This is a genomic window from Micromonospora sp. C41 (assembly GCF_018070485.1).
Taxonomy (GTDB): Bacteria; Actinomycetota; Actinomycetes; order Mycobacteriales; family Micromonosporaceae; genus Micromonospora; species Micromonospora chalcea.
The window spans coordinates 120,816-143,975 of sequence record NZ_JAGPXP010000006.1 but is presented as its reverse complement, the minus strand read 5'-3'; the positions used below and the strand labels follow the sequence as shown (position 1 = coordinate 143,975).

General features: G+C 69.4%; 14 protein-coding genes and 1 pseudogene. 6 read left to right on the top strand and 9 right to left on the bottom strand.

The genetic code is table 11. The annotated features are described in order from the left end of the window. The first annotated feature begins 272 nt into the window (after nucleotides 1-272). The 3 genes from KBX43_RS09285 (at nucleotide 273) to KBX43_RS09275 (ending at nucleotide 4,599) form a co-directional block, all read left to right on the top strand. On the top strand, nucleotides 273-1,586 hold the full coding sequence (locus KBX43_RS09285) for a reverse transcriptase family protein (RefSeq protein ID WP_128136113.1): 1,314 nt from the start codon (nucleotides 273-275) through the stop codon (nucleotides 1,584-1,586). A gap of 629 nt (nucleotides 1,587-2,215) precedes the next feature. Next, on the top strand, nucleotides 2,216-3,721 hold the full coding sequence (locus tag KBX43_RS31455) for a helix-turn-helix transcriptional regulator (RefSeq protein ID WP_046569661.1): 1,506 nt from the start codon (nucleotides 2,216-2,218) through the stop codon (nucleotides 3,719-3,721). After that, nucleotides 3,718-4,599: a PfkB family carbohydrate kinase gene (locus KBX43_RS09275; protein ID WP_051611164.1), complete on the top strand. Its 882-nt coding sequence runs from the start codon at nucleotides 3,718-3,720 to the stop codon at nucleotides 4,597-4,599. Before KBX43_RS31455 ends, KBX43_RS09275 begins: the two co-directional genes overlap by 4 nt. Nucleotides 4,600-6,271: 1,672 nt before the next feature. On the opposite strand, the gene KBX43_RS09270 is transcribed toward KBX43_RS09275, so the two are convergent. The 7 genes from KBX43_RS09270 to KBX43_RS09240 all read right to left on the bottom strand — a co-directional run bounded on the left by KBX43_RS09270 (nucleotide 6,272) and on the right by KBX43_RS09240 (nucleotide 14,971). After that, nucleotides 6,272-7,231 (bottom strand): thiopeptide-type bacteriocin biosynthesis protein, encoded by a 960-nt coding sequence (locus tag KBX43_RS09270; protein WP_210884092.1) that lies wholly within the window; start codon nucleotides 7,229-7,231, stop codon nucleotides 6,272-6,274. A 13-nt stretch (nucleotides 7,232-7,244) separates the two neighbouring features. Continuing rightward, nucleotides 7,245-8,321, bottom strand: coding sequence for a lanthionine synthetase C family protein (locus KBX43_RS09265; RefSeq protein WP_043325490.1), 1,077 nt, complete (start codon nucleotides 8,319-8,321; stop codon nucleotides 7,245-7,247). Beyond that, the gene (locus tag KBX43_RS09260) at nucleotides 8,318-11,059 is read right to left on the bottom strand and encodes a lantibiotic dehydratase (protein ID WP_064448554.1); all 2,742 of its coding nucleotides are present in this window, start codon (nucleotides 11,057-11,059) and stop codon (nucleotides 8,318-8,320) included. The genes KBX43_RS09265 and KBX43_RS09260 overlap by 4 nt, the downstream gene beginning before the upstream one ends. 68 nt (nucleotides 11,060-11,127) lie before the next feature. Further along, the gene (locus KBX43_RS09255) at nucleotides 11,128-11,265 is read right to left on the bottom strand and encodes an FxLD family lanthipeptide (RefSeq protein ID WP_082159628.1); all 138 of its coding nucleotides are present in this window, start codon (nucleotides 11,263-11,265) and stop codon (nucleotides 11,128-11,130) included. 23 nt (nucleotides 11,266-11,288) lie between these two features. Beyond that, nucleotides 11,289-12,527: a methyltransferase, FxLD system gene (fxlM, locus tag KBX43_RS09250; RefSeq protein WP_043330488.1), complete on the bottom strand. Its 1,239-nt coding sequence runs from the start codon at nucleotides 12,525-12,527 to the stop codon at nucleotides 11,289-11,291. Between the two features lie 432 nt (nucleotides 12,528-12,959). Then, nucleotides 12,960-13,502 carry a flavoprotein gene (locus tag KBX43_RS09245; RefSeq protein ID WP_046569670.1) on the bottom strand — a complete coding sequence of 181 codons (543 nt, stop codon included), beginning with the start codon at nucleotides 13,500-13,502 and terminating at the stop codon, nucleotides 12,960-12,962. Further along, nucleotides 13,499-14,971 carry a helix-turn-helix transcriptional regulator gene (locus KBX43_RS09240; RefSeq protein ID WP_051611166.1) on the bottom strand — a complete coding sequence of 491 codons (1,473 nt, stop codon included), beginning with the start codon at nucleotides 14,969-14,971 and terminating at the stop codon, nucleotides 13,499-13,501. The genes KBX43_RS09245 and KBX43_RS09240 overlap by 4 nt, the downstream gene beginning before the upstream one ends. Nucleotides 14,972-15,322: 351 nt before the next feature. Between KBX43_RS09240 and KBX43_RS09235 the strand changes: the two genes are divergently transcribed. Together KBX43_RS09235 and KBX43_RS09230 are read left to right on the top strand one after the other, a co-directional pair. Continuing rightward, nucleotides 15,323-15,670 carry a hypothetical protein gene (locus KBX43_RS09235; RefSeq protein ID WP_091113588.1) on the top strand — a complete coding sequence of 116 codons (348 nt, stop codon included), beginning with the start codon at nucleotides 15,323-15,325 and terminating at the stop codon, nucleotides 15,668-15,670. Nucleotides 15,671-15,675: 5 nt separating this feature from the next. Further along, complete coding sequence (locus KBX43_RS09230; RefSeq protein ID WP_124778772.1) at nucleotides 15,676-16,125, top strand: hypothetical protein; 450 nt, start codon at nucleotides 15,676-15,678, stop codon at nucleotides 16,123-16,125. A gap of 422 nt (nucleotides 16,126-16,547) precedes the next feature. Here KBX43_RS09230 and KBX43_RS32040 read toward each other — a convergent pair whose 3' ends face one another. Beyond that, nucleotides 16,548-20,000 carry a M28 family peptidase gene (locus KBX43_RS32040; RefSeq protein WP_370446775.1) on the bottom strand — a complete coding sequence of 1,151 codons (3,453 nt, stop codon included), beginning with the start codon at nucleotides 19,998-20,000 and terminating at the stop codon, nucleotides 16,548-16,550. Nucleotides 20,001-20,110: 110 nt separating this feature from the next. Here KBX43_RS32040 and KBX43_RS09220 point away from each other — a divergent pair. Then, nucleotides 20,111-22,942: pseudogene (locus KBX43_RS09220) on the top strand (LuxR C-terminal-related transcriptional regulator); the annotation flags it as partial. On the opposite strand, the gene KBX43_RS32215 reads toward KBX43_RS09220, so the two are convergent. Further along, nucleotides 22,928-23,047, bottom strand: a complete 120-nt coding sequence (locus KBX43_RS32215) for an IS3 family transposase (RefSeq protein WP_223201434.1) — start codon at nucleotides 23,045-23,047, stop codon at nucleotides 22,928-22,930. The pseudogene KBX43_RS09220 and the gene KBX43_RS32215 overlap by 15 nt on opposite strands. Between the last annotated feature and the right edge of the window lie 113 nt (nucleotides 23,048-23,160).

Here is a 23,160-nt window from a genome sequence, read left to right as displayed (position 1 = left end):
GCATCACCCGGCGAAACGGTTCTCTCCACCGCGCCACACCCATCGCGGACACCCATGACGGTCTGCGTTCTCTACGCTGCTCCCATGGCAGCGTGTCCCGAGCTGACCAGGCCGCTCCCCCACGCGGGGTCCGGTCACGGTCTCTCCGGGGCAACCCCGGGGACGCGACACTCACCTCGGCAGCACACCACAGGTGCGTCGGCACGCTCCGCGAGCCTGTGCACCCGCACGACCGGGCATCGTCGGGACACGCTGCCACCATCGGCCCGATCGTGACCACCAATCACGCCCTGGCCACCGCGCTCGCCGACGCGTTCCTCGCCGGCAAGGGCTGGCGCCGTGCCGATCTCGTCGACCAGGGTGGGCTCGTCCTCGGCGTGCGACGCCGCTGGCTGTGGCCGGTCGCCGACGCGGTGCTGGCCGCCTACCCACGCCCACCCACCGACCGGCCACGCGAGCTCGCCACGTTCCTGAGCACCCTCGACCCGCTGCGCGCGGCAGTCGCCGCCGCCCGCCAGCACCAGCGGCCGATCGTCCTCCACACGCGCCCAGTGACGCCGACCCGCACCGTCCGCCGTCCCTGGCACAATCCGGTCATCGACACGGTCGGCGACCTGGCCGCGACGCTCGACCTGAGCATTGAGTACCTCGACTGGTACGCCGACCGACGCGCCATGAACCGACGCGCCACCGCCCACCGGCTGCACCACTACCACTACCGCTGGACCGCGGGTGGCCGGCTCATCGAGGCACCGAAGTCCCGGCTGCGCGCCCTGCAACGCCGGCTCCTCACCGAGGTCCTCGGCCCCATCCCGGTCCACCCCGCCGCCCACGGCTTCGTACCCGGCCGCTCCGCCCACACCTTCGCCGCCGCCCACACCGCACAGCCGGTCGTCGTCCGGATCGACCTGCTCGCCTTCTTCACCCACATCCCCGCCACCCGCGCCTACGGACTGTTCCGCACCGCCGGCTACCCCGAACCCGTCGCCCACACCCTCACCGGACTCTGCACCACCCGCACCCCGAACCCCGTCCTGCGCCGCGCACCCACCGACCTACCGGAGCGGGCGGCGCGGCTCGCCGCGCTGCGCACCGGTCACCTGCCCCAAGGCGCGCCCACCTCACCCGCGCTGGCGAACCTGTGTGCCTACCGACTCGACCGACGCCTCACCGGCCTCGCCGACGCCTTCGAGATCACCTACACCCGCTACGCCGACGACCTCGCCTTCTCCGGCGACCTCACCACCCGCCGCATCCACGACCTGATCGCCGCCGTCACCCACATCGCCCGCGACGAGGGCTTCGAAGTCCACACAGGTAAGACCCGTGTCCGTGGCCGAGCCGACCGGCAACTCCTCGCCGGACTCGTCGTCAACCACCACCCCGCCACACCACGCGACGACTACGACCGGCTCCGCGCCATCCTCCACAACGCCGCCCGCACCGGCCTCGCCGCGCAGAACAGGACCGGCCACCCCGACTTCGCCCAATACCTCATCGGGCGAGTTGCCTGGGTCGGTCATCACCACCCGGCACGCGCAGCCAAACTCACCGCGCTACTGGCCCAGGCACTCGCGGCACCGTAGACTGACGCGGCGCGGCAACTTCGCGAGATTTGGCAAGGACGCGTCGAACCGACCGAGGCAGGACCTGAGCAGGACTTACGCCTATTCTGCTGATCTTCAGCAAGCGAGCACAGCAAGGACCGCGTGCGACCCATTAATATGCAAGAAGAATAGGAACCGGCAGGTAGTCAGCCTCCGGGTACAGATAGAGCGTCGTCTTAGGAAACCGATGCTCTATCCCCTGAGCTACGAGGGCGCGAGTGCCCAGTCTAGCGGCCTGCCGGTTCACCCGGGGTGGCAGGGAGTGGCCCACGTTCACCCACGTCGTCGCCCTGGTCAGGGCCGACCGATGACCACACCCCGAGCACACGGACCCCGGCAGCGACCCGGCCCGTTGACCCGCCGTGGCATCCGGTGGCACCGGTTGCCCCACGGTGGCATCCGCTCTCGAGCACACACCGCGCACATCATCGAAGGTCCGGAGTCGGGTCTCGGGTCGCCCGCCGATAGACGTTGCTCGGCGCGGACAAGGACGTCGGCGCCGGGGTTGTTGAGGCGCTGGCCGGTTCTGGCGGAGATCGGTTACGGTAACGTCGCTTTGCGTCAATGCAGCCGTCGTGTCCGTACGGGGTTGTGAAGGGACGGGCGTCATGATCGATCCGCAGCGGGTAGACGATGCGAAGCGGGCACTGGGTGCAAGGCTTGCCGCCTGGCGCAACGTGCGTGGGCTGACCCAGTTGGCATTGGCGAGGCGGGTGCCGGTTTCCCGGACCACGATCGCGGGCGTCGAGCGCGGGCAGCAATGCCCGGACCGGATCTTCTGGCAGCGCTGTGAAGCGGCCCTAGCCGCTGGTGGAGAGTTGCTGGCCGACTACGACGACTATCGGCGCCTGAAGCAGCAGCTTGATCAGGAGAAAGTCGAAGCGGCACAACGCATGCGGTGGGGCGAAGTCGAGGACCGCTCACTACCGGCTGGCACTCACGGTGTCCCGGTGACGGATCCGGCACGGGAGTCGTTGCGCGACCTCGCCGCCACGGATCTGACGGCCGGTGGTCCGAACGGCCTGACGGCACCACTCGCGCGGGTCGCCGGTGCCGCGGTGGCAGGTGAGACGGACTTTCACGATGGTGACGCGGTTACGCTTGCGGTCATGTCCGATGGGCAGGCGATGTCATTGCGGGTAAGCCGGAGGGCTCTGCTGGAACTGGCCGCTGGCCTCACCGCCGTGCCGGTTGTCACCACCACAGGCGTTTCTCACCCACGGTCCGTCGACCCTGCCGTTGTCGATCACTTCGCGGAGCTTCGCGCGCTCCTCGTACAAGCGGACGACCTGCTGGGTGGCCTCACCATCCTGTCGACCGTCGAACAGCAGATCGCGCTGATCGCCGCCCTGCGTCGGCAGACACGTGGACAGCTTCGTAACCGGCTTCTCAGCACCGAGGCACGGTGGAGCGAGTTCGCGGGTTGGCTCAGCGACGATCTCGGCGACCGGGCCGCGGGCGACCGCTGGCTGGACCGCGCGGGAAGCATGGCGCAGGAAGCCGACGATCAGGAGTTCTGGGCGTACGTCCTGACCCGTAAGGCACAGCGGATGGTGGGAACCGGGGACGAGGACTGTGTCGTCGGGCTGGCCCGTGCCGCTTCCCGCCTGCCCGACACGCCCCCGCTCCTGCACGCCTTCGCCGCCATCCAGCAGGCGCACGGCAGCGCCATCGCGCAGGACGCCTCCGCTTTCCAGGCCGCGGTCGAGCGTGCCCACACACTCGTGGCGACCGCCAGGCCGCCGAGCGGGGGAAGCAGTGCCCTCGGTTCGTTCTGCACCCGGCCGTACCTTGCGGCGCAGGAGGGCGAGGGATGGCTCCGCCTCAACCAACCGCGTCGGGCCATCGACAGCTTCACCAACGCCGTCAACACGTGGCCCGACCGCTACCGACGCGAACGGGGCGTGTACCTCTCCCGCACGGCGCACGCCTACCTGGCGGCTTCGGAACCAGGCCAGGCCGCCACCGTCGCGGCTGAAGCGTTGACCACGGCTACCACGACGGGCTCGGTTCGGGTCCGCCGAAACGTCACCACCCTGGCCCGGCGACTCGAACCCTTCTCCAGCCAGCCGGAAGTGCGACAGCTCCTCGACCAGCTGGCCACCAGCGGATGAGTCACCAACTACCCGATCAGGTCCGTACGCCGCATGTCGCCTTCGTCGGCCGCGCCAACATCGACATCACCGTGCGGATCCCCCAACGGCCCGTCGCTGGCCGGACGACGTTCGCCTCGTCACCCGCGACGACCACACCGGGCGGCAAGAGCCTCAACCAGGCTTTGGCCGCACGACAAGCGGGCGTCCGCGCCAGCCTGATCACCAACGTCGGCGACGACGAATGGGGCGCCTCCCTGAGCCGAGCCCTCACCAACGCGGCCATCGACATGTCCTTCCTTCAAGTCGTGCCATCGGCTCCGACCGGTACCGCGATCATCGAGATCACCCCCGACGGCGAGAACTACATCGTCCTCGCACACTCCACAGAGACTGAGCTCGCCAGCGAGCATGTGCGCAACGCACTTCAGCAGCTACGAGCTCCGATCGTGGTAACCCAGCTCGATCTCCAGCCCGATGCCGTTGACGCCGTCTTCCGGCATCACCACGCAGAGACGCTCATCGGCAACCTCGTGCCACATCCCTCGCTCGGTCTGACCGCCCTGGCCCCACTCGACCTGTTCGTTTCGAACGAGGCCGAAGCGGCAGCGATACTGGGCCGCCACCATGCCAATCCGTCGATCGCAGCGCAGGAACTCCGCAAGCTGGGCCCACGAGCGGTGGTGGTGACCGCTGGCGCTCGCGGCGCCGCCTACAGCGATGCCGACCACACCGCACTCGTCCCCGCATCACACGTCAAGGCCATCAACACCAGCGGGGCCGGTGACGCCTTCCTCGGCACCCTCGCCGCACGACTCGCTCACAACGTGCCGCTACCCCACGCAGTCGCCAAAGGCGTCGCCGCCGCAACAACCTTCGTGCAGGTCGACAGACGCTAGGCGACTAGGTCGGGACGACGGTGACATCGCTGGCCTTCATGGTTGCCAGACGCCCGCACTGATCCGAGTCTCCACAAGATCGCGAGGGACGATCGGTTCGAACTCGAGTGCGTATCCGACAAGGCCTCTGGCAGCGGCATGCCTGGCACACCGACTGCGGTCAGCAGAACGGCCAGCCTCCCAGGGTCCTGCTCGAAGAGGATGTCGCTGAAGGCATCGAGGCTTCCGCTCGGGTTGCGTGACAGAGCAGCTGCGAGAACTCGTAGACGAAGCCGGCAAAGTCGACGAGCGACGCTCCGTCGATTACGAGCACAGGGGTTTACAACGATGCCGCAAGGGGTCTCGCCGGCAAGAGGGCCTCCAAGGCAGGATAATGCAGCGCTGCGCGCGGCCACGACTACAACGGACAGACGGAATGGACTTTCCCCAGCAGCCGTGTCGCCAATGGCCGCCGCCGCGAGATGGTCAGCCCTGCCTACTTTCTATACCCGGCGGTGACTGCTCCTGCTCTACCCTTGGGAAGAATTGGTGCCATTCAAGTCCAACATCTGCCCGAATGCGTTAAGAGCCGAGCGGCTAGTCACATCATTAGCAGGCGCTCGCATTCGCCATTCGGATACTTGATCAGCAGGCTTCGGCCATCGCCGCGCTTTAGGACATCTTGCACTAGATCATATACTTGAATTGCGCGGTTGATGGTGTCCGTTCTGGTATCTCCCGACTTCCGGACGGCACTATCGAGCGCCAACATTGACCTTTGAGTAAAATTGACGGTTACACGGGTTAGCGGCCCGCTGCTCCCACTCGCACCTCCAGACGCAACTGCCGGAGGGGTGATGCCGCCATCGGACTCACGCCGTTTCGGAACGCCGCCATTGCCCGCTTCAACAGACCCCTTCGCTGGCATATATATCCCCTTCTCCCATGCCCGGTACTCTTTATCGCTGCTGACAGTTCCCAGGAAAATTTAAGACACTTCGCGTTACCAATGGGCGCCCGTCAACAGACTCACGGGTTCAGGGCTGCTAGTCAACCGTCCCTCCAAGCTGGAACATCGCACACCATGTGCGACGGGTCTTGCGATGCACGTTGAGACCATGACAATGGGCCTAGGAGTCTCGTCCTACGACCCATGTCGGTCAGTCTTTATGCACAGCGACCGCACCCGATCCAACACGCAGGAAGGAAGTGAAGCTTGTTCGCTTGCACGATTGGGGTTATGCAGTGAACCAGGGGCGTTGCCCGTCCCAGCAGATTGACCAAGAGCTCAACCTGGCCGATCACACTGACCCCATCGAGTCCGAACCGTCGGACAAGGCACGCGTCTGGGCGCATCACCGAACAGAAAGATCAACGGAAGGGAATTTCTTCGCAACCTGGTGGCGATTCGCCATTGAGATAAAGTTTCTGCCTTCGAAGCGAACGGCTCGACACGCCCTAACCCTATCCGGGCTACTGGTAGCCGCAATCGCCGCAGCGGTTACATGGGTTGCCGCTTCGGTGAATGAAATTCCCGACGCCATTTCCGTGCCTACACCGATACTGGTCCCGTTGATCCTTCTAGCAGTTAGGGCAATCGTGACGAAAGGTCGGCGATAACTGGCCCGACTGCACACTTCGGACGCCAAGGCCAGGATCGACCGAAGCGGTTCAACCATCACGCACCAGCACTTTACTTGGGGCCGGACGATGTGTCCGGCCCCGCCAGCGCTTCACGACCATTGGGCACTAGCCCCCTCTGTGAGGAGTCTGCTGTGTCTTGAACTTGCAAGCGCCGCGCGACTGGGCGCATCGACCTCTGTTGGCGGTACCGCAGATGGTGGTACGGGTTCGACCGGGCGTGGCCACTGCTCGCCTGGCGGCACGGGGGCACGGGGGCACGGCCGAAGATGGCTTCCGCGGCTGCTTGGGCGAGGACGGCCTGGGTTGTGGCGGGTATCCCGATCCGGTTCCAGTGGAAGATCACGTGCTCTGCGATCACGGCGCGTAGCCCACGGGTGAGTTTTCCTGTGTCGCGTAGGTGGCGGAGGGCTGTGCCGGCGTTCTCGAAGGCGGTCTGCCAGTCGCTGGTGGTGCGGGTGGTGCCGAGTTGCAGGTGACGGACCTTGCCGGTGAAGGCTTCCCAGGTGGCGGGGTCGGCGGCGGGGGGCCAGGTGCGGTGTTCCAGGCGGTGTCGGGCGACTCGCGCCCATACGTCGCCTTGTTCGTTGAGGTCGAGTCCGGTGGCGCGCATGAGTGCCGTGCACAGGATGAGGGAGCGTTCCCGTCGGTCTGCCGGCTGATGGTGAAGGTAGGTGAGGAGGTGGCGGCTGTCGTGGTGGAACAGGGTGTGTGCGGTGTCCATCGCGTCGGGGCCGCCGAAGGCGTGGATCTCGGGTTCGTAGATGTCGCTGGTCCAGGCGCGCGTTCCGGTGAGCAGGTCGTGTACCGGGCCGGGGTCGGTGTCGGGCGTGGTGGGCAGGTAGCGGATGCGCCACGGTCCTTTGCGGATGAACCACCAGGAGGTGATGAGGCCGGCGGTCTCGGCGGCGGGTAGGACGCGGTGGAGGTGGGGTATCGCGTGTTGTTCGCGTTCGTGGCGGCTCTGGCCAGGGTAGGTGATGTTCACCTGTTGCCAGGGGGTCTCCTTCATGGCGGGCCTTTCGTCAGCTGAGTAGGAGGCAGGCGTCCCACGAGGTTGAGGTTGTGGAGGCTGCGGCCAGGGCGTGACCGGCTGTGCCGTCAAGTAGTCCGGTGGGTTCGTCCGCGGCGGGGGTGGCGTGCAGGTGGAGGCGGGTCAGTGGGGCGAGGGGTGTCGGGGTGAGTGCGTCGGCGGCGATGCGCCGGCCGGTGGCGAGGAGGCCGGCGGTGCCGTGGCAGAGGCTGCGGTCGGTGAGACGGCGGATCTGTGCGGGGTCGTTCACGCAGGTGGTGAACGCCGTCTCGGCGAGGAGCTGCCGGGCGGTGTCGTGCAGGGCGAGGGCGGCCAGTTGTTGGGCGCGGGCGATTCCGGGGGTGCCGTAGCACCAGGAGGGGCGTAGTGGGTGTTGTTGTGCGGGTGCGCCGTGGTGCAGGTCGTCGAGGGTGAGGGTCTGCGGCCACCAGATGGTGTCGGCGGTGTGCTGCTGCCAGGTGTCCAGCCATCGGCATATCCGCAGGATCGCCTCGGTGTGTCCGTCGACGGTGATGCCGGCGCGGTGGGTGAGGGCGAGTAGCGCGAGTGGGCCGGTGATGCCGTGGGCGATCCCGTGGTTGGCGTGGCCTCCTGGTGGTGGTGGCTGGTGTCGGTCGGGTCCGTTCGCGCACCACCAGCCGGGGAGGTCGTTGACCGGTTCGGTGAGCCGGACCAGGTAGGTGAGTACCTGGCGGAGCAGGTCGTGGTCGCCGAGGCGGTGCAGGGCGACGCCGAGGCCGGTCAGGCCGCGGATGAGGTCGTACTCGGCGTAGTGGGGCCGCTGGTGGGAGTCGATGCGGCGGTGGGCGGCGTGCAGCCGTCGGCGGGTGACCGTGGCGGTCCCGGTGGCGGCGATCGATCGTGCTCGGGTGAGGCCGGGTTGGTTGGGGGTGGCGAGGACGAAGGCGAGTGCGGGTGCGCCGTAGAAGAGGCTGGCGCCTGCGGCGATGCTGACGCCGTTGGCGGTGGCGGCCCGCAGTGCCGCGTGGGCGGCGGGCCGGTTGCCGGTTTCCAGGTGTAGAAGGGCGACGCCGGCCGCCCCTTCGGCGAGGGACTGTGCTGCGGTCACGGCGTCGCCTGGCGGGTGCGGGCGACGGCGCGGGCCAGGCGGAGGCAGTGCCGTTCGGAGGCGGGGTCGACGCCGATCATGCGGGCGTGGTGCAGGTGCAGAATGTCGGTCAGTACCTGGTCGAGGTCGAGGTTGTCGGCGTGGGCCAGTGTCCGGTAGGTGGCCAGTGCCTTGTCCAGGTCGTCGTCGCGGTAGGGGGTGCGGGCGAGGTCGAGCTGGACGGGTTCGAGTCGGGGGCCGCGGTGGTGGGGGACGTGTTCGGCGAGCCAACGCGGCCCGTCGCCGGTGAAGGCGTCCGCGATGGCGATCATCGTGGCGGCGGTGCTGGCCTGGCGGTCGCCGGTCAGCCGCTGCAGGGTGGCGCGGGAGTCAGCGGCGAAGACCGCTTCGGCGGCGGTGAGGGTGGGGCCGGTGCCGTGGCGGGTCTCGGGCCGGTAGGTGCGCAGGCTGTAGTCGTGCAGGACGCGTTTGTGCTCCAGTTGTTGCGCCCATTCGGCGAGGCATGCGGCGGTGGCAGCGAAGGTGGTGTCCTGGAGTGGGATGCGTAGCCGCAGGTGGGGCTCGGGGTCCGGGTACCGGAGGAACCACCAGCCCGCCGCCGGGAGGTTGCCGGTCCGGTGGGCGAGGTCGGTGAGGATGTCGTCGGCCCGGCCGTACAGGCGGGCCTCCAACCACGGTGACTGGCCGGGCCGATGCTGTTGTGCGGTCACGGCCCGCGCTGGTCGGCTCGGGTGGGTGGCCGGACGGGTGTGCGCGAGGGTGAGGAGGAGTTCGGCGGGTCGGCCGCCGATCCAGCCGGCCGGGCCGGGAGCCTCGGTGAGGGTGGTGCGGGCGTGCCGGTCGACGTGCCGGCGCAGCACTGCCAGGTGGGTGTTGTCGTTCAGGTCCAGACGTACCTGCACGTCGTCGGCGCCGACCAGGACCTCGTCCGGGAGCCGGTGCTGTTCACGGTATCGCTGCCAGGCGTCGCGCCAGTGGGACCATGCCAGGGTGCGGGCGGGGAGCGCGGTCCGGTCGATGGTCCAGCGGGCGGGGTGCACGATGCTGCGTCCGCGTCGCAGGCGTGGCAGGAACGGCAGGCTACGCGCGTGCCCCCAGTCGAATCGGCTGCACGGAGCCGTCCACGCCGTCCAGATCTCGGTCAGGAACCGCATCAGGGGCTGCTGGAGGTCGGGTAGCAGCACGCTGTTGAGCAGCAGCGGCTCGACCGGTCGCCCGGAGGTCCGCGACACCAGCCACAGCCGCTGGCCGTCGCCGGTCACCGCGAGGTCCGCGAGCGTCCACGGCGGGTCCGGGTGGAAGTCGCCGACGGGCAGGACGGGCAGCACCGCAGGTGTCCGGGCGACCGCGGCCAAGCGGGCATCCAGCGGCGGGCCGGACAGTTGCACCGTGTCCGCGCCGGGCAGGGCGGTCGGCAGGTTCCGGTAGACGTGCTGGAACGACGCCAGCTCGGCGGGAGAAAGCAGGTGCAGGAACCGGCCGGCGGCGACCCCGGCGTGGCGGGCTCCGCTGACCACCGTCAACGTGAACGCGCCTCGGTCCAGGTCCTGTGGGGTCGCGGCGGCGAGGGTGAACCGTAGTTCGGTGTGTGGGATCGGCGGCCGGTCGTCATCTCCTCGTAGGCGGCCTGTCAGCTCGTCGTCGAGGATCACCTCCGTACAGTCGTTCAGCGCCGACTGCTGGGCGAGCTGCGCGAGGAGCCGGTCGCGGGCGGTGAACACCGCAGGTACACGCCGGGTGGAACCCCGGTATCCGGCGGGAAAGCCCAGAACGTTCAGGACGTCGCGTAACGGCACGGCCGCGCCCGGGCCCCACCGCTGAATGAACGCGCCGTGGTATTCCGCCCATCCCGGCAGGGGCGCTGCCACCGCCACCAGCGTCGACGCGGCACGGGCCGCCTCGTGGAGCACCGCCGGTGGCAGCGTCACCGAGGCGTCGACACGCAGGTCGACCGCGACCCGGTCGCCGGGATCGGGCATCGGGACGTGACGGGCCAGGTGGGAGGCCGGGTCGGTGACAGTCGTCGCCGGCCGCAGCGCCGACAGCAGGACACCCGCCTGGACGAGCGACGCCAACATCCGTTCGGCCGCCCCGGTAGCGGCGGGCAGCGGCCCGGCGACCCGGGCGGCGAGGTCACCGAACATGACCGGGGAACGCGCCGCGCGGATCGCCGCCCGCACCGGCCTGGTCAGACGGATCTCTATGTCCCACCTGCGGTCGCCGTCGCCGCGCAGGCAGGGCAGCACCCACACCTCGCCGCGCTGGTACCCCACCGAGTTCGTCACCACCGCGACGTCGCGCAGCGCCGCCAGGTCCTGCTCGGCGCGCCCGGTGTGCTCGGCGACGAACGTCCCGTCAGGGCGGGTCACCACCTGATGCGCCTCGCCCCACCGAACCGATGCGCGGGCGCCGAACTCGACCGGAGCCACCCCGGCGAAGGTGCCGAACGGTGTCGCCCGGGTGGTCCACCTCAGCAGGTACCGGACCGTCGAGTCGACCATGCGCCCGAACCGGCGGTCGGTGGTCGGCGCACTGGCCACGGTCCGGGTGATCTGTTCGGCCAACTGGGGTGTGGCAGCGGCGACGGCGGTGGCGAATCCCGGCAGCGCCCACACTGCGGCCAGCCACTGCCGCCACTGCTCGGGCTGATCCGTCGTCAGGTCGGGCCACGCGGGCAGGGTCAGACCGCTGGGGTAGGCGGCAACTCTGATCAGCGCCGCACCGGCCGTGGGGAACATGAACGCACCCTCGAAGACGGGGGCCCGGCGCTGGAGACGCCGGGCCCGGGGTGGATCGTCAGGGACGGTTACTTGCTGCCGCCGGAACAGGCGTTCGAGCCCGTGTTGCCCGAGCCGCAGCCGTCGTCGGTGCTGGTGGCGTACCCGCTGGCAGCGGGGCCGGCGTCCACCAGGGTGATGTCCAGGTCGAACTCCTCGAGTTCCATGGTCTCCACTCGCGTGTTCCTTCCTATGCGGAGGTGAAGGTGAGGACGAGGCGACTGTGTCGCTTGTCCAGCACCGTCCCGGCCGGCAGGGCGCCGTCGGGAGTACCTGCGGGTAGGACGTGCAGCACCGGAGAGGGCTCGCCAGCGTCCACCCACGCGCGCATGTGCCCGGCCATCCGTCCCGCCGCCGCGGCGGCGTCGGGCCCGTGAGCGCAGGCGCCGAGGTCGAACGTGTCGTCGGTCCAGCGCAGCGTCGACCGGTAGGAGAACGTCCCCTCGTGCAGGGCGGCGGGCGTACCGAACCGCCAGGCAGGGGCGACGATGCCGGCGTCGACGGCCTCCTGCTGCGCCGAGAGCACCACGAACTGGTCGACCTCATCGGCGAGGCGGGCCGCCAGCCACAGGTCCAGGTCGGCCAGGACGCTACGAGGCGGCAGGCCCACCCCTGCCCATGCCTGCTCCTGCGGCTGCGACAGCAGCCCACCGACCGATTCCGGGTCGACCTGCTGGCCCTCATCCAGCCGCAGGTGGACACCGGCGGCGATGTCGACATACCGCATCTCGTGGGCTCCGGTGCCCCGCATCGCCACGAACCCGCAGAGGCGCTGGCTGTGGCTGACCAGCCGGTCACCGACCCGGCGCAGCGCCCACGACCGGGTCATCCCGAACGTCCGTAGCGGCACCACCAGCACGCCGTCCTCGGCGAGCTGCGCGATCCACGCCGCGGGGATGTCCCACGCCCCGGCCGTCACGATGATCAGGTCGTAGCAGCGCCCCAGGTCGATCGGCTGCTCCGCGTCCGCGCACACCACGCTGACATCGCCGTAACCTGCCACCGCCAGACACGCCACCGCCCGCTCGGTCACCTCCGGGTCGATGTCCACGGTCGTGACCGAACCCGACGGCCCGACCAGCTCGCGCAGCAGCGACGCGTTGTAGCCGCCCGATCCGATCTCCAGCACGTGCCGGCCGTGCAGGCCACCGGTGAGGGCGTCAGCCGCCTGCCCGAGCATCTCCGCGATCAGCCACGGCGCGGACACCGAACTGACGGTCTCATCACCGAGCCGCTTGGTGACGACCGCGGTGTCGCTGCGGTACGCCTCCTCCATCGGGACACCCGGCGTGTACAGCTCGCGGGGAACCACCCGCAGTGCCGCCTCGACCTCGGGCCGCATCGTCAGCCCCTTGGCCGCATGGTCAGCGACCAGCTGGTCGACCATCGCGTCACGGAGGTCGTCGCTGCTCATCGTGTCGACGCTCATGTGCGCGTCACTCTCCTGTTCGTCAGGACCGCCGCCGTTGCGGACGGCCCGCACTTTCCGTTATCCGCCAAGGACGAACACGGCCTCAGACGCCCGAGGACTGTTCCCCTGCTGGGCAGGACGCAGGCCGAACTCACCGGGTGCCCAACCGGCAAGGCGACGCAAGGCGGCCCGGGTTCGATCAAGCCGCAGTCAACGTGAGGTCCGAGCCGTCCCGGCCACCAGCGGTCCCGGATTCCTCGGCAGCGGCGAGAAACTGCGGTACAGGGTCACACGGATCAACTCCCCTCGGGTTGGGCGGTGCCGGGGACCCCTGAGCGGCGGGCGCCGAGCGGTCATGTCCACCACTCAACGCCGGTCTGACCGTGTCGAACACCCTCGACACGGGATTTCGACACGGTCAGACCGGCCCCAGCGCCTCTCGGGGGCCGACTACGACAGGCGGGCGGACAGCCTGTGGAGTTCGTCGAGGATCACGTTCCAGCGGAAGGGCTGATCGTCGTGAGCTGGTCGCAGCGCCTCGGTGGCGGTGAGGCGTACGCCGTGGTCGGCGAGGAGCCGCAGGTGGGCGTCGAACGCGGGGTGGCGGGCGAGGGTGGGTTTGACGTACGGGGAGACGATGATCGGCATGCCTGCGCCGAGAGCTTCGTTGAGGATGCCGAGGGCCAGACTGTCGTTGATGCCGGTGGCCCACTTGTTGATGGTGTTGAACGTCGCCGGAACGACCGCGACGGCATCGGCGCGTGGCAGGACGCTCGGTTCGTCAGGATGCCGCTGCCGGTAGCTGACGGGCCTGCCCGTAACGGCGGCCAGCCGATCGTTGGGAAGCCAGGTGTGCGCGGTTTCGGTCGCGATGACGTACACATCCCAGCCGTCGCGCCGCACCGCCTCGACCAGCTCGACGATGCGGCGGGCCGGTGGCGCGGCACAGACCACCAGGTAGAGCAGACGGGCATTCGCGGATCCGGACGTCACGCGGCGATTCCGGCGCGTTCGGCGAGTGCCCGCAGGCCGGGGGTGACGGCGCGCCGCTCACGGGTGAGCAGGTCGCCGATCAGATGGCGCGTCCGGCCGTGCACGTGCACCGTCTGCGGCGCGATGCGTTCGGCTTCGAGCAGGTGCAGCACGGCTGCGGGATCGTTGCCGGGCGAGCAGGCGTAGGCGGCGGCGAGGTCGAGGTGGACCCGGGCGCGGCGGCTCACCAGGGCCGCCGGCAGCGACGAGGTGTCGAGCTGTTCTCCAAGGTGGATCGCCAGCTGAGGCTGGTCCGTTCGGGCGGCGATGCTGATGCGGTGGATCATCACGTTCGTCGGACCGAACCCGGTCCACAGGTCGTTACGATCGGCGCCGAGCCGCCGGGCCAGGGCGTTCGCGTCGTCGAGGTGCCGCTCGACAGCGGCGGGCTGGGCCTGCCGGGCGGCGATCAGCGCCGCGAGCAGAGTCAACGCCCCGTGGGCCGACAGGACACGCGGACCCGTCGACGCGGAGTCCCTCGTGTCCGTCACACCATCGAGAGCGGCCAGCACCACCTCCTCGGCATCGCCGACGCGGTCCGGCATCGCCAGCAGCGCAGTACCCACCGAGAACGCCGCCGCAGCGACGAGCGCAACATCCTCGGCCTGCTCGGCGGCGACACGAGCGGCACGGTCCGCCGCCACCCAGGCAAGGCTGGGATCGCCGAGTTTCACGGTGAGTTTGGCGGCGGCGAGATTCGCCGCCGCCAGCGACCCGACGGCCAGGGCGCGCTGCGTGCCGGTGCAGGTCCGGGTCAACAGGTTCGCCTGCTCGAACGTGTCGGGCAACGCCCGGACCGCCTCGGCATAGTTGCCACGCTGGTAAAGGCTATGGAGATGGGCCACCCGCTGACGGACCTCCGAAAGCGTGAGAGGCTCGACCGGCTGTTTCGGTGCGGCAGGTGCGAGCAGGTGCCGGCGCAGCTCGGCCAGCAGTCGCGACCTGGCATCGTGGTCGGCTTCCTCGCCACGGCCTGCTACCGCGTTGACGACTGAGACCTGCCCGGTTCGTGTGGTGCGGCCCGCCTCCGGGCGCTCGCCGTGGAACCGGTCCGGCGGGCGTCGATTGTCGCCGACTTCGCCGTACCTTTCGCCTGTGGCCTCGCCGGCTGCCATCACCGCCTCGGGTACCGCTCCCCACCGCGCCCGCTGTGCCGCCTCGGCCTGCTGTGCCTGGAACCGGGACTGGAGGTGTCGGTAGGCGTCGTAGGCGGCGAGTAGCTCGCCCTGGGCGTCCAGCAGGGTGTCGCACTGCAGCCAGAAGATCCGGTCCACGACCTGCCGGCCCCGCTCGACCATTCCCAGGGTGCTGCGCGTCGTGTGCACCTGGCGTGCGAGGGCTTCCTGAATGAGTCCCCTCGACCTACGCAGGGCGGCGAGCTTACGGCCGAGATCGTCCCTGGCCTGTTGAAGATCCTGGCGATCAATCATGGGCTCGCCTTTCCGTTCGCATCGACCTGCGTCGAGCCGACTGTTGCGGCGCCCCGACGCACGGCGATTCGACGTTAGCGGATCGCACGCGACCTGGGCGTGGAGCTGGTGCGAATGGCGTGCTGGCCTGGCAGAGAGGGCGCCTGTGTCGAAAAAACCGGCGGGGGGAGCGGGGTTGGCACCTCGAACGTCAGCCACGATCACGGCGGAACACACTTCAGCCATCCCCACTCCCGGCCCAACGGGCACGGCAACCTCAGCCTGCCGCCGTCACCGACAGACACCCCGGACACGATGTGCGAGTTCGGTGGGCATCGGCCCTCTTCGACGAGCGCGGAAGAGCGTTCGGTGATGCCCATAAAGGGCGCGCGGCGCCAGCCCTGCCGCAAGGGCTTTCGGCGGTTCAGTAGCCCCACCGGTGCCGGACGCGGGTTTCGCGTACCGGGATTTCGGGGTGGGGACTTCGGGTTCGTCGCCTACGCCGACACCGACACCGCCCAGGACGTCCTGGTCCGCGTTGTCGGTGGCGACACCGACCCGGGAGCCCAGACCGCCCCCCTCGCACGCGCCCGCGAGTTGTGGTGGCTCTCCCGCGCCGTACGGGCCAAGTACACCGCCATCTCCCGCGCCGTGCCGCTGCTGCTCGCCGGGTACGCCGGCGCCGCCACCACCGCAGCCCTGGCGATCTGGGCCCGGTGACCACGATGACCGCGACCACCACCCTCGTCGTGCAGGACCCCGTCGACGCCTACGAACTGTTCGCCCACGCCCGCACCGTGCTCAGGCTGCCCCTGGACGGCCGATGGCACCTGGTCGACCACGGCCGCGTCCACATGCTGCAAACCCTGCCCGGACAGGGCGCACCGGCCCTGGCCAGCGTGCACCTCCCCGTCGACGGCAGCCGGCACCCCGGCGAGCCCCACGCCGGCATCCCCGGCGGCTACGCCCTGCTCGCCTTCACCACCGACGGCGGCGACACCAACAGGACCCAGCGCCGGCACCGCGACCTCGCCGGCCAGGCTAGTGCGTGGCTGACCCACCGACGGCTTCGCTGGACCTGGTCACACGCCGACGGGCCCTTCACGACCAACCACGCCGATCTTGCGACCAGGGGCCAAATAGTTGATCTTTTTGGGGGTCTGCGCGGTCCCTGATCGCTGCCACGGTGGTTGACCGCTGTGAGTCGATCTCCTCTGAGCATCGGCGAGCTGGTCGAGCACTGGACCCTTGTCCCTGCTGAGCTGGACCTGGTTGCGTCCAAGCATGGCGAGATACGGCCGGGTTCGCGCTGTTGCGGAGGTTCTACGACCGGTACGGCCGCTTCCCGCGAGGTTGGGCAGATCTGCGCCCGGAGGCGATGGACTTCGCCTCTCGCCAGGTCAAGGCGGAGCCGGGTTACTTGGCGTTCTACGGAGACCAGGGCCAGCGGATCCATCACACCCCCAATCGGCTAGATCAACCCGACAACGCACCCAGAATCCAATCCACGGATTCAGGCTAAGGTCCGGTCCGGCAGCGGAACAGGGGCGCAGGACCTGCGGCAGGGTGGGGCGAGCGCCCCACCCTGCCGTTGAACTCAGCCGATCTGCAGGGTCACGTCGTCCAGCACGAAGCTGGTCTGCAGGTAGGCGTCCTCGGTGCCGGTGAAGGTCAGCGTGACCGTCTGGCCGGCGTACGCGCCGAGGTTGACGGTGCGCTGCGTGTAGCCCGTGGCAGCGTTCATGTTGGACAGCGACGCCACGGTGGTGCCGTTGGCCTTGATCGTGAACACGTCGTAGGCGAGCGCCCAGTACTCGCTCGTGTCGATGTGCAGCCAGTAGGTCAGTACCGCACTGGTGCAGCCCGACGGGATGGTGACGGTCTGGCTGATGGCCTCGGTCGCGGTGTAGCCGTTTCCGCCGAGCCACGCGTACCGGGTGCCGCTGCGCGGCACCTGCCCGATAGAGGTGCCGATCACGCCGGTGGAGCCGGTCCACGGCGAGGTGCCGCTTTCGAAACCGCCGTTGAGGATCAGCTGGGCGGCGGTGCAGCCGCCCGGCCCGCCGGTCACGGTCAGCGTGTACGTGGTGCTGTGCGACACCGAACCCGCGCCGGTGATGGTGATGGTGTAGGTGCCGCCGGCCACCGACGAGCCGACCGCGATGGTGGCGGTCGACGAGCTGCCGGAGGTGACCGACGACGGGCTGAACGAGACCGTTACGCCCGTGGGGGCGCCGCTGGCGGTCAGGGTAACCGTCTGGGCGCTGCCCGAGGTGGTGGCGGTGCCGACGGTGGTCGTGGTGCTGGACCCCGCGTTCACGGTGCCCGACGCGGGGCTGGCCGAGATCGAGAAGTCGTTGGTCGGCGTCGAGGTGCCGACCGCCCGGTTCCACAGCGTGTAGGCGATGCCGTCGGCAGCCCGGTTCAGCGCGGTGGCGTCGATGTTGCTGAGGGTGTCGCACGAGGAGTGGTAGCAGGAGTCGTAGGACTGACCGGCCGTGCCGCCCCACTTCGACGCCTGGGCCGACGTCTTGGTGGCGCTGGCGCCCATCGCGTAACCGGAGGTCGGGATGCCCGCGTTCTGGAACGAGTAGTCGTCGGAACGGCCCTGGCCCTCGACGTTCTCCTCCGGCTGCAGGCTGAGGGAGTCCCAGTACGCCTTCATCGGCTGCGACGCGGTCGAGGTGATGTTGTTGATGAAGTAGCCGCCGTTCTTCGACGCGATCATGTCGAAGTTGTAGTAGGCCTTGATCGCCGTTCGCTGGGTACTGGTCAGCGAGTTGACGTAGAACTTGGAGCCGTTGAGGCCCTGTTCCTCGTCGGTCCACCAGCCGAAGCGGACCTTGTTCAGCATGGTCGGGTTCTGCGCGGCCAGCGCGAGGGCGACCTCGAGCAGCGCCGCCGAGCCGGAGCCGTTGTCGTTCATGCCCGGACCGGCCGAGACGCCGTCCAGGTGGGCGCCGAACATGTAGACGTTGCTCGCGTTACCGCCCGGCCACTCGGCGATCAGGTTCGGGCCTGCACCGCTGGTGCAGCCGGAGGTGCAGGGCTGCTCGGTGACGGTGAAGCCGGCGGCCTGCAGCTTGCCCTTGACGTACGCCACCGACTGCAGGTAGCCCTGGCCGGTCGAGCGGCGGGTGCCGCCGTTGTTGGTGGCGATGGTGCTGAGCTGTGTCAGGTGCGCCTGCACGTTGGCGACGTCGATGTCCGGCGCGGTGCCACCGGGGGTGCCGCCGTTGACCGTCAGCGTGTACTGGGCCGTGTGGGTGACCGACCCGGTGCCGGTCACGGTGATGGTGTACGTGCCCGCGGCCGCGCCGGACGTGGTCGCCACCGTCATCGTGGAGCTGCCGCCCGAGGTGACCGACGACGGGCTGAACGACACGGTGACCCCCGACGGGGCACCCGAGGAGGTCAGCGACACGGTCTGCGCGCTGCCGGAGACGGTGGCGGTGTTGACCGTCGCGGTCACCGAGGAGCCCGCGTTGACGCCGCCCGAGGTGGGGCTGATCGACATCGAGAAGTCGGTGCTGGTCGCGGTGCAGGTCGGGTCGCCGGTCTGGGCCGGGACCGCGACCGCGTTCCACGCGTCCTTGGTCCGGTTGAACAGGACGCACGAGGAGTCCAGGTTCTTCGCGGCGGTCAGGGTCGCGGTGCGGTACTTCTTGTGGGTCATGCCGGAGGTCTTGAGCAGCATGCCGCCGTAGAAGATCTTTCCGGCGGACTGGATGCCGACGCCGGTGACCGACGACGGGCCGCCCGAGCAGATGGGGCTGTTCGGCTTGCCGCCGCCCGGCGCGCTGCCCTCGGCGAGCAGGTAGAACCAGTGGTTGAGCGGGCCGGCGGCCGCGTGTACCTCGGTGTTCGGGATCGACGAGGAGTAGCAGTTCGGGTGGCCACCGACCAGCGAAGGGTTGTACATGTTGCGGATCGGGCCGCTGCCGACGAGGTCGATCTCCTCACCGACCAGGTAGTCCGGGTCGTCGTAGGTGGCGGACTGGTTGGCGTATGCCTCGGTCAGGGCGCCGAAGATGTCGCCGGTGGCTTCGCCGAGGCCGGCTTCGGAGCTGGTGCCGCCGGGGGTGTTCTGGTCGAGGCCGTGGCCGAACTCGTGGCCGACCACGTCCATCGACGAGATCCAGTTGCCTGCCGAGTTCTTGCCGATCGTGATCGTGGAGCCGTCCCAGTAGGCGTTCTGCTCGTTCAGGCCGACCTTGATCGGCCAGCTGCCACCGTTGCCGTTGTGCCCGTTGCGGCCCAGCCAGGCCGACAGCATGTCCCATTCCTTCTGCGCCGAGTACAGTGCGTCGACGCAGCCGGTCTCCTTGCTGGTGCCCACCCCGTTGCCCCAGCTGTCGTCCGCGCCGGAGAAGACGGTACTGGTGCTGTAGTCCTGGCAGTTCAGGCCGGTGCGCGTGGTGTCGCGCAGGTAGTACGTGCTGCCCGACTGCGACGTGGTGATCGACAACGGGCTGGGCCCGTTCCACTTGCCGGTGCCGGAACCGGCCGCGGCGTCCTCCTGCTTGGCCAGCACCTGGCCGGTGCGCGCGTCCACGAAGACATGCAGGTGGCTGGGCGCCGAGGCGGTGCGCCCGGCGACGACGACCTCCCACGCGAGGCGGGCGGTGCTGTCCTTGACGTGCACCACCAGGGTGCGCGACTCGACCCGGTCGACCTTCGCGAGCAGGCTCTTGGCGGTCTGCTCGGCACGGTCGACGGCGACCGTCGGCACCACCGACACGTTGATCTTCGTCTTGGTGGCGGCCGAGATCGCCCGGATCGCGCCCTTGCCGTCGGCGAGCACGGCGGCGTCGCCGCCGACCACCGGCAGGCCCCGGTAGGTGCGTGTGTAGGCGATGGAGAACAGCCCGTCGACCCACGGGATCACCATGCGCCGGTCGTACTGCTCGAAGGGGCCTTTCGCCAGCGCGTCGTGACCGCCGTCGGCGGCCCGGTCGGCCGCGGAGATCGCCAGCGACAGCGGGCTCTGCGCAACCGTGGGTGTAGGGGGCGGGGTGGCTGCGGTCGACTGGGTGGCCACCCCGGTCACGGTGCCCAGGGTAAGCGCAACCGCGACAGCGGCCGCCATGGCAGTTCTTCGATACATCGCAATCCTCCCGCCGAGATGGGTTGAGGGGTGTGGCAGCAGGGCCCGTGTTGATGGGATCTCCGGCAACCGGTGACAGCTCGGCTTTGGCGATGACACTAGGAACGGCGGAGGCTGGCCGAAATCAGGGCAACCCCTTGCTCTGGTGCGCGAAGGACCGTCGGGCGCACTATGATCCGGTGCCAGATTCTGCGACGGCAGTGAATGCGCATCAGGGGGCCACCGGCACCATGCTGCCGGTGGTACCGGGCGTCGTGCGCGGCGCCCGTCGGGTGGTGCTGTTCGGTCCGCCCGGGATCGGCAAGACCGCTGCGGCCGGTGTACTCGGGCAGCAGCTGGGCATGCCTGTCCTAAGGCTGGCTCCGAGCCCACAGGACGCCCAGGTCCCCTACACCGGACTGCTCGAACTCGCACTGGCCCTCCAACCGCTGCCGGCCGCGCGGGAACTCGCGACCGGAATCGACAAGGCCGTCGGAGTGCCGGGCTCTGCCGATCCCGCCGGGACCGCTCTACGGCTGCGCCGGTTGACCGCCACCCTGCTGCTGGACACCCCGCCTCTGACACTGGTGGTGGACAACGCCCAGTGGCTGGATACGGCCAGCGCGGCCGTCTTGCGTTGGGCACTGCGCCTGGCTCCCGACCTTCCCGTCATAGCCGCAGAGCGAATCTGGCGCCCGGGGAGCGAAGGCCACTGGTGCGGCGAGGACCCCTGTGCGGTACGCATCCCGGCGCTGACACCCGATCAGGTCGCAACCCTGCTGTCGCCGTACCGGCTAACCCCCTACGAGGTCACGCAGACCCACATCCGCAGCGGAGGGAACCCGGCCCTAGCCCTCGCATTCGCCGGGGCCCGCAGCCGCGCCACCGACCTGCCGGCCGCTCAGGGTCTCGTAGACGACCTGGTCCTGCCGCCGGCCGCCCGCCGACTGGTGAACGAATGGCTGGGCACTGTGTCGGCCGAAGTTCAGGAACTGTTGACGGTCGCCGCACTCGACGACCGGCCCGACCGCGAACTGCTGAGCCGCCTCGCCGGCCCGCCCGCCGACAACCTTCTCGCAGAGGCCGAGGCAGCCGGACTGATCAACATCGGGCAGGTCGACGGGAAGATCCGGTTCGCCGCCTCCGCGATCGGTGCCGAACTCGCGGCCCGACCGCCGGTCGCCACACGCAGGCTCCTGCACGCCCGCCTGGCCGAAGCCAGCCGCGACAGCATCCGCCGCGACCGTCACACCACGCTGGCGGCCGACACCAACGACCCGCAGTCGGCCGACTGCGCCGACCGCGCCGCCGCCCGCGCCCGGCTGCGCGGAGAACCCGCACTAGCGGCCGAGCTCTCCCTGCTCGCCGCCGAACGTACCCCGGAGACCGACGCCGACCTGCTCACCGAACGGGCGCTGACCGCCGTACGCGACGCCGCCCACAACGGCGACCTGCCCCGCGGCCAGGCTGCCGTCCGCCTCGTCCTGCACCACGACAGCAGCCCCGCCAACCGCGTCAACGCCCTCATCTCCCTGATCGACTCAGGCGGACAGCACCTGCACAACGGCGACAAGCTGTTCGCCGACGCACTTCACGAAGCGGCCGGACATCCGGACCTGACCGCGCAGATCCTCGTCCGCCAGGCGATCTGGGCCAACGTCAACGGCGATCCCGACCGGGCGTGCGCCCAGGCTGCCCGGGCCGCCAGCCTCGCCCGGAGCGCTGGCGACACCGCCACCACCGCCATGGCCCTCACGATGCAGGCCCGCATCCAACGCATCCTCGGCCGCCCCCAAGCCGAGACCACGCTCGGCCACGCCCTGTCCCTGCCACGCAGCACTCACATCCCCGTCAACGCCAGGCCCGAACAGCTCTCCGCCCGGCACGCCATCTTCGACGACCGTCTGGACGAAGCCCGCAGCGCACTGCTGCCTCTGCTCGTCGAAGCCGAGCGGACCGGAGACGCCGAAGCCACCGTGGATGTCCTGCGCAGCCTCGCCGAAGTCGAGATCCGCGCCGGACGGTGCGGACTGGCCCTCGACTACGCCGGCCGCGCCCTGTCGCTTACCGACAGAGCCGCCTTGGACCCCGCCCCAACGTGCTACACCTCCGCCCTGGTCGAGGGCACCGCCTCGTGCACCGACTCCGCCCTCGCTCACGCACGCCGCGGGGCGGACACCTCCCGCCGGGAGGACAACAAAGTCTTCCTCTCCCGAAACCTCTTCGTCCTCGGACATCTTCTCCTGGTCACCGGGCGTCCGAAAGAAGCCCTGGAGGCGCTGGAAGAGGTCCGTACGCTTGAGAAGCGCCAGCAGGTCCGCGACCCGTCCGTCCTGCGCTGGCACGCCGACCTCGCCCAAGCCCTCATCTCCCTCGGCTACCTCGACCAAGCCCGCAAACTGCTGACCGATACCCGTCGCACCGCGACTGATCTAGATAGAAGCTGCGTCCTCCCCGTGCTCGACCGCTCCCAGGCACTCCTGGAAGCCACCCTGGGCAACTACGATGCGGCCGCCGACCTCCTCACCGCAGCAGCCGACCACCTCCGCCACCTGCCCATCGAACACGGTCGAACCCTCCTGGCCCTCAGCCACACCGAACGACGCGGACGCCGACGCGCCAGCGCCCGCACCGCGGCGCAGAGCGCCGCCGACCTCTTCAGCACGCACCAGGCACACCCCTGGATCGAAGCCGCCACCCGCACCCTCCACCAACTGGAGCCCGTCCCCGCGCACAGCAGTACGCTCCCCTGCCTCACCTCCGCCGAACAGCGCTGCGTCGAGCTCGCCGCCAGCGGAGCGACCAACCGCGACATCGCCACCGCCCTCACCATCAGTGTCAAAACAGTCGAAGCAAACCTCACCCGCGTCTACCGGAAGCTCGGCATCCACTCACGCGTCCAACTCGCGCACCTTGCAGCCCTGACGGCAGCGCCGGCAGAAGCCCTGCAGCCCGGCCTGGCGCATCAGCCTGGCAACGCGTTTGCGCCCACTTCCGACTCCGGTGCCCAGGCGTAACTCGGCGTGCGGCGTAAAGGAGCGGGTTGGGCGAGGATCGCACGTGCTTCCCCGGACAGCATCCTCGCTACGTCAAGTCGCAAAATGCCGTGACGAGGATTTAGAAT